The organism is Flavobacterium covae (genome assembly GCF_001534645.1).
GTDB lineage: Bacteria > Bacteroidota > Bacteroidia > Flavobacteriales > Flavobacteriaceae > Flavobacterium > Flavobacterium covae.
The window spans coordinates 1,565,349-1,578,956 of record NZ_CP013992.1; the positions used below are offsets into that span (position 1 = coordinate 1,565,349).

A 13,608-nucleotide genomic window follows, 5' to 3' on the forward strand; every position below is an offset into this window, starting at 1 on the left:
AATGGTTTTAACAGAATTAAAAAGTTTTTTAGATGAAAAAGTAGATTTATATAATCGTCTTAATTTTATAGACAGCGACCCTATACAAATTCCTCATTTATTCAGTATCAAAGAAGATATTGAAATTGCTGCTTTCTTAAGTGCAACTATAGCTTGGGGTAATAGAAAAATGATTATAAAAAATGCCCAAAGAATGATGAATTTGCTAGGTGATTCTCCTTATGATTTTGTTATGAATCATAATTCAAGTCAATTGGATAAACTGGGTTCGTTTGTACATAGAACTTTTAATGGACAAGATTTTATAGCGTTTATAAAAAACCTTCAACATATTTATTTACATCATGGAGGTTTAGAAACTGTTTTTACAAAACATACAGACCATAACTCCACTCAAAAAGCAATTAGTGAATTTAAAAAAGTTTTTTTTGAAATTTCAGATACTACTAGATCCCAAAAACATGTATCAGATCCTTTAAATAATTCCGCTGCTAAGCGAATTAATATGTTTTTACGATGGATGTGTAGACAAGATTCCTCAGGTGTTGACTTGGGGATATGGAATCAAATTTCTTCCTCTGCTTTATCTTGTCCGTTAGACGTTCATTCAGGCAATGTAGCTAGAAAATTAGGTCTCTTAAGTCGTAAACAAAACGATGCTAAAGCCCTAAATGAATTAGATAATAGCCTACGATTACTAGATCCAAAAGATCCTGTAAAATATGATTTTGCTTTATTTGGACTAGGAATTTTTGAAAATTTTTAAAACGATGAATTACAAATTTTATATTTTCAATCATTTAAATTAAGAATATAACATTTAAAAAAATTAAAGTTTAAATAGGCACATTCAGAAGTAACCACACTTTTGTGAAAAAATAAAAAAATGACCCATTTTGATTTACAATCTTGGGGCATTTTGTTTTTTGATGGATTCAAGTCTTTAAAAATTGGTTTTTAGTTCGCAACAGGAGGCTAATTTTCATTTTTTATGCTACTAAAGTTTGCTGTTGCTGATAAATTCTTCGCCTTATTTCTAAAGTATTGGCTGTGTGAATGCCAAAGAAAATCCAAAGTATCTCACTTTTTTAAGATAAATAGGCAGGTAATACTATTTTTAAAATTTGATATATCCATAGAAATTTATATTAAAAACTTTAGTTCTAAAGCTTTTCTTTTTTATATAATTTTTTCCAAAAGTAATAAGAGAGTTCGTAAGATTGCTTGCTTATTTGTGTCCATTTATGTGTAAAATTTGTAAAAGTAGAGGACTATCTATCATAATACTTATCAAAATTATAATTTTTATAGTAGTTTTTTGGAATAGCAACAAAATTTGGTACGAAAATCTTAAGCCACATTTTGGTTTAAATTTCTTAAATATATTTCCATTTCGAGAGGTGTTTTATACCCTAAACTAGAATGTAGCCTTTCCGTATTGTACCAGTTGATATATTCATCTATACAGCGATATAAAGATAAAATAGAGGAAAAAGAATATCTATTAAGGCATTCATTTTTAATGGTTTTAAAGAAACTTTCCGCCACTGCATTGTCCCAACAATTTCCTTTTCTACTCATACTTTGTGTTATTTTCCTGTTGAAAGAAAAGATACACGTCATCTTTTTGAAGCGTATTGTACACCTCTATCAGAATGAAAAATAAAATTGTCGCTAATATTTCTGTTTTCTCTTGCTTTTATCCAGGTTTTATAAATGGTATTTTCCACTGTCATATCCTCACTCAATTGCCATCCAACTATCTTTCTATCAGCTAAATCCATTATTGTAGTGAGATAATTCCAATTGTCGTTTACTCGAACGTAGGTAATATCCGAAACCCATTTTTCTCCTAATTGATAACTGGTAAATTCTCTATTAAGTTTATTTTCAGCGATTGGATAAGAATGATTAGAGTTTGTTGTGATTACATATTTCCTTCTTAAAACACTCTTTAAGCCCATTTTTTGCATCCAAACAGCAATATAAGCTCTTGAATAATAGATATTTTCTCGTTCTAATGCTTTCTTAATTCTATAGCTTCCGTACACGCTTTTACTTTGCTGAAAATGGTATTGAATTCTTTCTTTTAATACTATTAAAGAGGCTTTTTGACGAATTTTATCTTTAGTAGTTAACCATTTGTAATAGGAGTTTTTACTGATTTTTAGATATTTACACATCTTCTCAACAGGATAATTGGATTCATGTTTATAAATGAATTCATATTTCATCTGTCGTTCTTGGAGAAGATGCTCACCGCCTTTTTTAAAATATCTCGTTCTAAAGTAATCTCTTTTAGTTCTTTTCGTAAGGCCTTTAATTCTAACTCTTCAGCTGAAAATTCTTTTTTCTTGGTAAAATCACCTGCTTTTGCTTCAAATTCTCGCCTCCATCTACGTAACATACTGTCATTGAGACCGTATTCTTCACTTACTTCTTTGACTGTTCTACCTGAATTAAGTAATTCTACTATCATTACTTTAAATTCATTTTCATACACTTTTCCCATAATACAAAGTTAATATTTCGGGCTTACTTTTTTCGTACCATCAAAGATAGACATTCCATTGTTTATTTGAAAGAAAAAAGAAAAAAGGCGATCCCAAAAGATCGCAACTATCATTTAATGGAGTTCTTTTTAGACTAGGGTTGACCGGCGTAAAACCTAGGGGGTAATACAATGATTGATCTAGCCAATGTCATTTCCTTATGGAAAGTAACAAAGAACTGGGGGTTAAAAAGTTGCTTTTAGGGAACGCCTTTTTGAAGGGATTATACCCATTCGTTTTCGTAAGCTCCTGAACCTAGTTCAATTTTTTTAGCTGAAATGGTAAAGGTTTCTGTTAATGGATTTACGCCTGTTGAATCAAAGTTTTCTCTGAATTTTACTACGTAAGCTTCTGAAAATTTTAATTCTTTTAGAACTGCTTCGCTGTCTCTTTTAAAGAATTTTACACTTCCGTCTTTTCTTTCAAATGAGTTGGTCATCCACTCGAAGAATGAAGTGTCTGCAGTACCTTCAATTGTTAATTCAATTTTTCCTCCTCTAGTTACAGTAGAAGGTCTACCCGTTGCGTCTGTTTCTTGAAATAAACCGTAGTTTACATTTAATACTGTGTACTCTTTTCCTGCTACTGCTAATTTTGCTTTAAATGACATAATTATAAATATTTAAAAAATTAAGAAATACATAAGGATATACCTATAAAGGTATAGAGTAGGTTAAAAAATGATTTGGGGTGGGTTTTGTTAGGTAATAACCAATTTGAGTAGGATCGTTTGGTTTTTGTGCTTTCATAACATATTTTGTTTTTAATAATAATAACCATTTATGGAAATATGATTAAGTCAAATATAGTGAATTTGTTTTATAAAAAAGTTTTTGTTATAAAAAATTAAAAAGTAAGCAGTATTTTATTTTTTATTGTTTTAAAAAAGGATTTGCATTAATTGAGGTCACTGAAAAACCTTGTTTATTTTGATCAATTTGGTTTTCTAGAGATATAAAAAACGCTTATAAAAGGATTTTAAAGATGTAACTGTTTTTTATTTTAGGTTATATGAGTCAGTGTTTTTTGCCTTAAGTAGGGTCATTTTGCAAAATGTATGTGTAGGTTATCTTTTTTACATTAATTTGAGTATTCTTTTTAAGTTGACTGTAAAAATTGCCATTGCACCTTGCATTTGCATATTGGTAATACCGTACGATATTGCTCTGTGGTAACCGTGTATGTTTTTCAACTCACTATTTTTGGCTTCTATCTTTATCTACTTGATTTGTCCCAACATCTTTGGTTCCACCACGGGCTTTTCGTATTGCCAAATATCCTGCTGGACAAACAAATCTATCGGCATCTTTGTTGTAATCAAATTTATCTTCTTTTTTTCTAAATCCTTGTGTTATAGATGGATTTAAACGAGCTATTACTTTAATATTTTGTTCACTTGTAATCTTAAGGTTTTCTTTTCCAGAATAAGCCGCATCACCAATGATGGTATCAACATCAATTCGGTTTTCTTGACTTATTTCTAAAAGTTTAGGCAATTCTGGTCCATCTCCTTTTTCTGATTTCGGTGATAGCACAAACTCGTATAAAACAAAAAACCCTTCATCGTTTCGGATGAAGGGTTTCTAAAGAAAGGCGGCGATCTACTCTCCCACAGTATGCAGTACCATCGACGCTGGCGGGCTTAACTTCTCTGTTCGAAATGGGAAGAGGTGAGCCCCGCCGCAATAACCACCTTAAGGTTTTTAGTGATGAGTGATTAGTGAGAAGTGATTAGCTTAAATCTAGTCACTGGTTACTTATTACTTTTCACTGCAAGCTTTGCTTGCCAATATTTTAACATATTGAGATAAATATTCAATTTGGAAAGAATTTTACGCCCCACCCTTGCTCCTCCCCTTTGGGGAGGTTGGGTGGGGCACCAATAAGCTTACGGGTTATTAGTACTACTTGACTGTGACATTACTGCCTTTACATCTATAGCCTATCAACGTGGTGATCTTCCACGACCCTTAAAAGAAATCTCATCTTGTGGTGGGTTTCGCGCTTATATGCTTTCAGCGCTTATCCCTTCCCAACGTAGCTACTCTGCGGTGCTCCTGGCGGAACAACAGATACACCAGCGGTTGGTCCAACTCGGTCCTCTCGTACTAGAGTCAGATCCACTCAAATTTCTAACGCCCACAGTAGATAGAGACCGAACTGTCTCACGACGTTCTGAACCCAGCTCGCGTGCCACTTTAATGGGCGAACAGCCCAACCCTTGGGACCTTCTCCAGCCCCAGGATGTGACGAGCCGACATCGAGGTGCCAAACCCCCCCGTCGATATGAGCTCTTGGGGGAGATCAGCCTGTTATCCCCGGCGTACCTTTTATCCTTTGAGCGATGGCCCTTCCATGCGGAACCACCGGATCACTATGCTCTACTTTCGTACCTGATCGACCTGTATGTCTCTCAGTCAAGCTCCCTTATGCCATTGCACTCTACGCACGGTTACCAAGCGTGCTGAGGGAACCTTTAGAAGCCTCCGTTATTCTTTTGGAGGCGACCACCCCAGTCAAACTACCCACCAAGCAATGTCCCCGCCAGGGGCGGGTTAGATCTCAGATAAGCAAAGGGTGGTATTTCAACAATGACTCCACAACGCCTGGCGACGCCATTTCATAGTCTCCCACCTATCCTACACATCACTTATCCAAGACCAATACTAAGCTATAGTAAAGGTGCACAGGGTCTTTTCGTCCCACTGCGGGTAATCGGCATCTTCACCGATACTACAATTTCACCGAGCTCATGGCTGAGACAGTGTCCAGATCGTTACACCATTCGTGCAGGTCGGAACTTACCCGACAAGGAATTTCGCTACCTTAGGACCGTTATAGTTACGGCCGCCGTTTACTGGGGCTTCAATTCAATGCTTCTGATTGCTCATAACATCTCCTCTTAACCTTCCAGCACCGGGCAGGTGTCAGGCCCTATACGTCATCTTACGATTTTGCAGAGCCCTGTGTTTTTGATAAACAGTCGCCTGGACCTTTTCACTGCGGCCAGCTTGCGCTGGCGACCTTTCTCCCGAAGTTACAGGTCTATTTTGCCTAATTCCTTAGCCATGAATCTCTCGAGCGCCTTAGGATACTCTCCTCAACTACCTGTGTCGGTTTACGGTACGGGTACTTATAATCTATGTTTAGAAGGTTTTCTTGGCAGCCTTTAGGTACTCTATCCCTTTGTCCGAAGACTCCGAGTACTATCGCATTTCACCAGTCCCAGCGGATTTGCCTACTGGGCCTATAGTTAGGTGCTTTAACGAACTATTCCGTCAGTTCGCGGTACTTTCACCACTGCGTCGCTCCATCACAATTATAAGTAGTACGGGAATATTAACCCGTTGGCCATCGACTGTTCCTTTCGGATTCGCCTTAGGACCCGACTAACCCGCAGCTGATTAGCATAGCTGCGGAAACCTTAGTTTTGCGGCGGGGGTGTTTCTCGCACCCCTTATCGTTACTTATGCCTACATTTTCTTTTCTAACTTCTCCAGCATCTCTCACAAGACACCTTCGGCGATGTTAGAATGCTCCCCTACCACTTGTACAGTGTACAAATCCATAGCTTCGGTAGTATGCTTATGCCCGATTATTATCCATGCTCGATCGCTCGACTAGTGAGCTGTTACGCACTCTTTAAATGAATGGCTGCTTCCAAGCCAACATCCTAGCTGTCGATGCAATCAAACCGCGTTTGTTCAACTTAGCATACATTTGGGGACCTTAGCTGATGGTCTGGGTTCTTTCCCTCTCGGACTTGGACCTTAGCACCCAAGCCCTCACTGCTGTGTATATTATATAGCATTCGGAGTTTGTCAGGAATTGGTAGGCGGTGAAGCCCCCGCATCCAATCAGTAGCTCTACCTCTATATAACTCTACCACAGCGCTGCACCTAAATGCATTTCGGGGAGTACGAGCTATTTCCGAGTTTGATTGGCCTTTCACCCCTACCCACAGGTCATCCGAAGACTTTTCAACGTCAACCGGTTCGGACCTCCACTGTGTGTTACCACAGCTTCATCCTGCCCATGGGTAGATCACACGGTTTCGCGTCTACCACTACTGACTATAGCGCCCTATTCAGACTCGCTTTCGCTACGGATCCGTGACTTAATCACTTAACCTTGCCAGTAACGGTAACTCGTAGGCTCATTATGCAAAAGGCACGCCGTCACAGCTTATGCTGCTCCGACCGCTTGTAGGCGTATGGTTTCAGGTTCTTTTTCACTCCGTTATTCACGGTTCTTTTCACCTTTCCCTCACGGTACTGGTTCACTATCGGTCTCTCAGGAGTATTTAGCCTTAGCGGATGGTCCCGCCAGATTCAGACAGGGTTTCTCGTGCCCCGCCCTACTCAGGATACCACTATTCTTTATATTCTTTGCTTATACGGGACTTTCACCTTCTTTGGTTAACCTTTCCAGGTTATTCTAATTCTGTTTATAAGAAATATTGTGGTCCTACAACCCCGTTATTGCCGTAACAACAACGGTTTGGGCTATTCCGCGTTCGCTCGCCACTACTTACGGAATCACTTTTGTTTTCTTCTCCTCCGCCTACTTAGATGTTTCAGTTCAGCGGGTTTGCCTCCTATTGGATAATGCATCTTCAATGCATTGGGTTGCCCCATTGGGATATCTACGGATCTATTCGTGTGTGCCAATCCCCGTAGCTTTTCGCAGCTTATCACGTCCTTCTTCGCCTCTGAGAGCCTAGGCATCCCCCATACGCCCTTATTTTGCTTATTGTTTTCTTTTTTTTAGTGATTAGTTCTTAGTAATTAGTGACTAGCCCTAAGACTAATTACTATTCACTCTGTACTAATTACTAAAGTGTTCTTTCTACTTGTTTGTATGTTTATCTCAATATGTCAATGAACTTTATTCAATTTGAAGATTTGATGATTCGTTAATTTGAAGATGTTATTCATTTTCAAATTTTCAAATCAATTCATTTTCAAATCAATTTGGTGGAGAATATCGGAGTCGAACCGATGACCTCCTGCGTGCAAGGCAGGCGCTCTAGCCAGCTGAGCTAATCCCCCATTCTTTTTCTATTTTGAATGTTGATTTATATATTTTGAATTATTTTTCAAATTCATGATTTAAAATTTATAATTCAAAATTCGCTTCTAGAATTTCCTTTTAAACTTAATTTTTTTAAATTTTCAAATTAATCAATTTTCAAATTTGTTTGTAGTCCCGGGCAGACTCGAACTGCCGACCCCTACATTATCAGTGTAGTACTCTAACCAGCTGAGCTACGAGACTCTGTATTTTAAGTCTTTTTTTTTTTTGAATTAACAGCGAGAGTAAGGGTCTATTTTCTTTTTTTTGTCTCTAGAAAGGAGGTGTTCCAGCCGCACCTTCCGGTACGGCTACCTTGTTACGACTTAGCCCTAGTTACCAGTTTTACCCTAGGCAGCTCCTTGCGGTCACCGACTTCAGGTACCCCCAGCTTCCATGGCTTGACGGGCGGTGTGTACAAGGCCCGGGAACGTATTCACCGCAGCATGGCTGATCTGCGATTACTAGCGAATCCAGCTTCACGGAGTCGAGTTGCAGACTCCGATCCGAACTGAGAACGGTTTTGTAGATTCGCGCCTACTTGCGTAGTGGCTGCTCTCTGTACCGTCCATTGTAGCACGTGTGTAGCCCAAGGCGTAAGGGCCGTGATGATTTGACGTCATCCCCACCTTCCTCACGGTTTGCACCGGCAGTCTTGCTAGAGTTCCCGACTTGACTCGCTGGCAACTAGCAACAGGGGTTGCGCTCGTTATAGGACTTAACCTGACACCTCACGGCACGAGCTGACGACAACCATGCAGCACCTTGAAAAACGTCCGAAGAAAGATCTGTTTCCAAATCTGTCGTTTCCCATTTAAGCCTTGGTAAGGTTCCTCGCGTATCATCGAATTAAACCACATGCTCCTCCGCTTGTGCGGGCCCCCGTCAATTCCTTTGAGTTTCACTCTTGCGAGCGTACTCCCCAGGTGGGATACTTATCACTTTCGCTTAGCCACTCAGATTGCTCCAAACAGCTAGTATCCATCGTTTACGGCGTGGACTACCAGGGTATCTAATCCTGTTCGCTCCCCACGCTTTCGTCCATCAGCGTCAATATACTCGTAGTAACCTGCCTTCGCAATTGGTATTCCATGTAATCTCTAAGCATTTCACCGCTACACTACATATTCTAGTTACTTCCAAGTAATTCAAGTCTTACAGTATCAATGGCCGTTTGATCGTTGAGCGACCAGATTTCACCACTGACTTATAAAACCGCCTACGGACCCTTTAAACCCAATGATTCCGGATAACGCTTGGATCCTCCGTATTACCGCGGCTGCTGGCACGGAGTTAGCCGATCCTTATTCTTACAGTACCGTCAAGCTCCCTCGCAAGGGAGTGTTTCTTCCTGTACAAAAGCAGTTTACAATCCATAGGACCGTCATCCTGCACGCGGCATGGCTGGTTCAGACTTGCGTCCATTGACCAATATTCCTCACTGCTGCCTCCCGTAGGAGTCTGGTCCGTGTCTCAGTACCAGTGTGGGGGATCTCCCTCTCAGGACCCCTACCCATCGTTGCCTTGGTGTGCCGTTACCACACCAACTAGCTAATGGGACGCATGCTCATCTTGTACCGTTGGAACTTTAATAATTAAATGATGCCATTTAATAATACTATGGGGTATTAATCCAAATTTCTCTGGGCTATCCCCCTGTACAAGGTAGATTGCATACGCGTTACGCACCCGTGCGCCGGTCTCAAAGGAGCAAGCTCCTTCTACCCCTCGACTTGCATGTGTTAAGCCTGCCGCTAGCGTTCATCCTGAGCCAGGATCAAACTCTTCATCGTATGTTTTTTATAGCTTTTGAGCTAAATATTTTTGACAAAGAATGCTAGTTTTCTTACTCTCTTATTTTTTTTGTTTTAATATTGCTATTAAAACGTGCTGTCAATCCAATATGTCTATGAACTTGTTTCTTTTGTTTTTCGCTTTTGACTTATTGTCTTAGCGGCTGCAAAGGTAAAACTTCTTTTTAAATTCGCAAGATTTTTTTTGAAAACTTTTTTTGAAGTAAGCTTCTAAAATTTATCTTAAGGTTTTGTTAAAGAACTTCGCTGTTGCGGATGCAAAGGTACGTTCTTTTTTTGTTTTTTCCTAGTCTTTTTTTGCTTTTTTTGTTTTTTGTTTTTTAGTTGCTGTTTTTCAAATATTTAACTTTGTTTTTTATTTGTTTTGGATTGTTTTGGGTTTTTTATTTGTTATTTTGGGGCGTGTTTGGTATTAGGTTTAATTGTAGTTATTTGGCTGTTTTGTTTTTTCTTGTTTGTTTCTAGGATATTTTTTGTTTCTTTTTTTTATTTGAGGCTAAGGATGCGTGAGGGATGGAAGTGTCATCCTTTTGCTGATTTGTATGGCTCTTTTTTATAGGTATGGTTCTTTCAGCAAAAGATAGAACGGACAGCCCGACCCGAAGGGGCACACTCATAAATATTTAATCAAATAAATCTTTAATCTAGTATTACGTATAAGTGATTTACTTATTATTATTATCTGATTTATTTGATAAATTCTATTTTCAAGTAATTTTTTAAATTCTACCTATATATATTGTATGTGTTTTTTTAAACTTATATATTTGCGTTCTTAAATTTTTAATATGATTAAGATTACTTTACCAGACGGTTCGATTAGAGAGTACGCAAGTGGCGTGACTCCTATGGACGTGGCTAAATCGATTAGTGAAGGTTTGGCGCGCAATGTTATTTCGGCAAGCTTTAACGGGACGACCGTTGAGACGGTTACCGAATTGACTACCGACGGTAACTTAACTTTATTTACTTGGGATAACGTGGAAGGGAAAAAAGCTTTTTGGCATTCGACTTCACACGTGATGGCTCAGGCTTTGGAGGAGCTTTACTCGGGTATCAAATTAACTATTGGTCCTGCCATAGAGAAGGGATTCTATTATGATGTTGATTTTGGTGAACATAAAATTACTGACGCTGATTTCAAGAAAATTGAGGATCGTGTCTTAGAAATCTCAAGAGAGAAGCACGAATTTAAAATGCGCAGTGTTACTAAAGCTGAAGCTTTAGCATTATATAAAGACAATGAGTTCAAAACTGAATTGATTGAAAATCTTGAAGATGGCACTATCACTTTTTGTGACCACTCTACTTTTACCGATTTATGTCGTGGTGGACATATTCCGAATACTGGGATTATTAAAGCTATGAAAATTCTTTCGGTAGCTGGTGCTTACTGGAGAGGCGATGAAAAAAATAAACAGTTAACTCGTGTTTATGGTATTTCGTTCCCTAAACAAAAAGACTTAACTGATTATTTAGCTTTATTAGAAGAAGCTAAGCGTCGTGACCACAGAAAACTAGGAAAAGAATTGGAATTATTCCATTTTTCACAACGTGTAGGTCAAGGTTTACCGTTATGGTTACCAAAAGGAGCTGCCTTACGTGACCGTTTAGAGCAATTTTTAAAGAAAGCTCAAAAGAAAGCTGGTTACGAACAAGTAGTTTCTCCACATATTGGGCAGAAAGAATTATATGTAACTTCTGGTCATTATGCAAAATACGGCGCAGATAGTTTTCAACCAATACATACTCCAGCTGAAGGTGAAGAGTTTTTATTAAAACCGATGAACTGTCCGCACCACTGTGAAATTTACAACGCAAAACCTTGGTCATACAAAGATTTACCAAAACGTTACGCTGAGTTTGGTACTGTATATCGTTACGAACAATCGGGAGAATTACATGGTTTAACTCGTGTGAGAGGATTTACTCAAGATGATGCGCACTTATTCTGTACTCCAGACCAATTAGACCAAGAGTTTAAAAACGTAATCGACCTAGTATTATATGTATTTGGTTCGTTAGGATTTGACAACTTTACGGCTCAAATTTCATTAAGAGACCCTAAAAAACCAGAAAAATACATTGGTTCAGATGAAAACTGGGAGAAAGCTGAAAATGCGATTATCAATGCGGCAAAAGAAAAAGGTTTAAATACTGTAGTTGAATACGGTGAAGCTGCTTTCTACGGACCTAAACTTGATTTTATGGTTAAGGATGCGTTAGGAAGAAGTTGGCAATTAGGAACTATTCAGGTGGATTACAACTTACCGGAGCGTTTTGATTTGACCTACAAAGGTTCTGACAACGAATTACATAGACCTGTAATGATTCACAGAGCACCATTTGGCTCTATGGAGCGTTTTATTGCAATTTTATTAGAGCATACAGGAGGAAATTTCCCTCTTTGGCTAATGCCAGAACAGGCTATTATCCTAAGTTTGAGTGAGAAATATGAAAATTATGCGAAAAAAGTTTCAGAATTGCTAGAAAATCACGAAATTCGCGCCCTAATTGACAACCGAAACGAGACTATAGGTAAGAAAATTCGTGAAGCGGAAGTTAAGAAGTTCCCGTTTATGTTGATTGTAGGTGAAGAAGAAGAGAAAAACGGAACGGTATCTGTACGTAGACATGGACAGGAAGGAAAAGGAAATATAACCTTAAAAATAGAAGATTTTGCTACTTTAGTAAATGAAGAGGTAAGCAAATCTTTAAAAACATTTGAAGTTTAACTAAAAAATTAAAAGTTATCGCAATCAGGAACAACAGAGGTAATCAACCTCGCGTAGAAAAAAAAGATGAACACAGAATTAATCAGTATATTCGTGTTCCAGAGATTCGTTTAGTAGGAGATAATGTGGAGCCTGGGGTTGTAAAGACTTCAGAAGCTTTGCGTCTGGCAGATGAATTAGAACTTGATTTAGTTGAGATTTCTCCAAACGCTGAACCTCCTGTTTGTAAAATAATGGACTATAAAAAGTTCTTATACGAACAGAAGAGACGTGAAAAAGAATTAAAAGCGAAATCAACTCAGATCGTTATAAAAGAAATTCGTTTTGGTCCTCAAACAGATGAGCATGATTATGAATTTAAGAAGAAGAATGCTGAAAAATTCCTCAAAGACGGAGCAAAATTAAAAGCTTTTGTATTCTTTAAAGGACGCTCTATTATCTATAAAGAACAAGGACAAATCCTATTATTAAGGTTAGCTCAGGATCTTGAAGAAGTAGGAAAAGTGGAGGCTATGCCTGTTTTAGAAGGTAAACGTATGATTATGTTTATTACCCCTAAAAAAAAGGGTAAGTAGAAATTAGACATTAGCTTAATTGCTTTTGACTAGTTATTTAAAATAGTAAGTAAGTTAAATTAAATAAATTTGGGAAATTATGCCTAAAATGAAAACTAAATCTAGTGCTAAGAAACGTTTTAAAGTTACTGGCTCTGGAAAAATTAAAAGAAAACACGCTTTTAAAAGTCATATTTTGACTAAAAAGTCTAAAAAACGTAAATTAGCGTTAACTCACTCTGCTTTAGTTCATCAGTCAGACGTGAAAAGTGTAAAAGAACAATTAAGAATTATCTAATTAAGTGATTAGTAAAAAGTAAAAAGTGATTAGTTTTCTATAGCTATTTACCAATTACTACTAACTATTTACTCTGATAATTTCGGTTAAAACAATTAAAATAACCCTGGGGTGGGCTTTTAAGAGTCTGATAAATTTCAGAACGCCTTACTTCAAAAAAAATTAAAAAATTATGCCAAGATCAGTAAATTCAGTTGCTAAAAGAGCAAGAAGAAAAAAGATAATGAAGCAAGCCAAAGGTTTCTTTGGTAGAAGAAAAAACGTTTGGACAGTTGCTAAGAATGCGGTTGAAAAAGCAATGTTATATGCTTACAGAGATCGTAAAGCTAAAAAGAGAAATTTCCGTTCTTTATGGATTATGCGTATCAACGCTGGTGCAAGATTAGAAGGAATGTCTTACTCTCAGTTCATGGGCAAAGTAAAAGCTAACAACATCGAGTTAAACCGTAAGGTTTTAGCTGACTTAGCAATGAATCATCCTGAAGCTTTCAAAGCTATTCTTAACAAAGTAAAATAATAACGTTTAACAATATTTAACTTACTTTATTAAAATCCCGATTTTTTAGAATCGGGATTTTTTTT

6 protein-coding genes, 2 tRNA genes, 3 rRNA genes and 2 pseudogenes are annotated in these 13,608 nt (G+C 37.7%); 5 read left to right on the plus strand and 8 right to left on the minus strand.

The features are described from left to right. Position 1: 1 nt before the first annotated feature. Positions 2-766 carry a TIGR02757 family protein gene (locus AWN65_RS06960; RefSeq protein WP_060382506.1) on the plus strand — a complete coding sequence of 255 codons (765 nt, stop codon included), beginning with the start codon at positions 2-4 and terminating at the stop codon, positions 764-766. Between the two features lie 584 nt (positions 767-1,350). Here the strand turns inward: AWN65_RS06960 and AWN65_RS06965 are convergent. The 8 genes and pseudogenes from AWN65_RS06965 to AWN65_RS07005 form a co-directional block, all read right to left on the minus strand. Further along, positions 1,351-2,512 (minus strand): annotated as a pseudogene (locus tag AWN65_RS06965) (IS3 family transposase). A gap of 263 nt (positions 2,513-2,775) precedes the next feature. Then, positions 2,776-3,162 carry a type VI secretion system tube protein TssD gene (gene tssD, locus AWN65_RS06975; protein ID WP_060381383.1) on the minus strand — a complete coding sequence of 129 codons (387 nt, stop codon included), beginning with the start codon at positions 3,160-3,162 and terminating at the stop codon, positions 2,776-2,778. 465 nt (positions 3,163-3,627) lie between these two features. Further along, a pseudogene (locus tag AWN65_RS06980) lies at positions 3,628-4,069 on the minus strand (IS5/IS1182 family transposase); the annotation flags it as partial. A 71-nt stretch (positions 4,070-4,140) separates the two neighbouring features. Next, positions 4,141-4,249 (minus strand): 5S ribosomal RNA (gene rrf / locus AWN65_RS06985). Between the two features lie 181 nt (positions 4,250-4,430). Continuing rightward, a 23S ribosomal RNA gene (locus tag AWN65_RS06990) occupies positions 4,431-7,307 on the minus strand. Positions 7,308-7,526: 219 nt separating this feature from the next. After that, a tRNA-Ala gene (locus AWN65_RS06995) sits at positions 7,527-7,603 on the minus strand. 152 nt (positions 7,604-7,755) lie between these two features. Continuing rightward, positions 7,756-7,829: transfer RNA gene (locus AWN65_RS07000), tRNA-Ile, on the minus strand. A gap of 73 nt (positions 7,830-7,902) precedes the next feature. Then, positions 7,903-9,418: ribosomal RNA gene (locus tag AWN65_RS07005) — 16S ribosomal RNA — on the minus strand. Together the 16S, 23S and 5S rRNA genes with 2 tRNA genes alongside form the textbook arrangement of a ribosomal RNA operon. A gap of 809 nt (positions 9,419-10,227) precedes the next feature. On the opposite strand from AWN65_RS07005, the gene thrS reads away from it, so the two are divergent. From thrS to rplT, 4 genes are all read left to right on the plus strand, one after another. Next, on the plus strand, positions 10,228-12,174 hold the full coding sequence (gene thrS / locus AWN65_RS07010) for a threonine--tRNA ligase (RefSeq protein WP_060382509.1): 1,947 nt from the start codon (positions 10,228-10,230) through the stop codon (positions 12,172-12,174). Positions 12,175-12,191: 17 nt separating this feature from the next. Continuing rightward, a complete protein-coding gene (gene infC / locus AWN65_RS07015; RefSeq protein ID WP_201025145.1) occupies positions 12,192-12,749 on the plus strand; it encodes a translation initiation factor IF-3 in 558 nt (185 codons plus the stop codon). Between the two features lie 79 nt (positions 12,750-12,828). Further along, positions 12,829-13,026 (plus strand): 50S ribosomal protein L35, encoded by a 198-nt coding sequence (gene rpmI / locus AWN65_RS07020; protein WP_014164268.1) that lies wholly within the window; start codon positions 12,829-12,831, stop codon positions 13,024-13,026. A 172-nt stretch (positions 13,027-13,198) separates the two neighbouring features. Then, entirely contained in the window at positions 13,199-13,543 is a 345-nt protein-coding gene (gene rplT / locus AWN65_RS07025; RefSeq protein WP_060382510.1) for a 50S ribosomal protein L20, read from the plus strand. The last annotated feature ends 65 nt before the right edge of the window (positions 13,544-13,608 follow it).

Coding starts and splice junctions, on each gene's coding strand:
- AWN65_RS06960 (WP_060382506.1), top strand. CDS start 2: ATGGTTTTAACAGAATTAAAAAGTTTTTTAGATGAAAAAGTAGATTTA.
- tssD (WP_060381383.1), bottom strand. CDS start 3,162: ATGTCATTTAAAGCAAAATTAGCAGTAGCAGGAAAAGAGTACACAGTA.
- thrS (WP_060382509.1), top strand. CDS start 10,228: ATGATTAAGATTACTTTACCAGACGGTTCGATTAGAGAGTACGCAAGT.
- rpmI (WP_014164268.1), top strand. CDS start 12,829: ATGCCTAAAATGAAAACTAAATCTAGTGCTAAGAAACGTTTTAAAGTT.
- rplT (WP_060382510.1), top strand. CDS start 13,199: ATGCCAAGATCAGTAAATTCAGTTGCTAAAAGAGCAAGAAGAAAAAAG.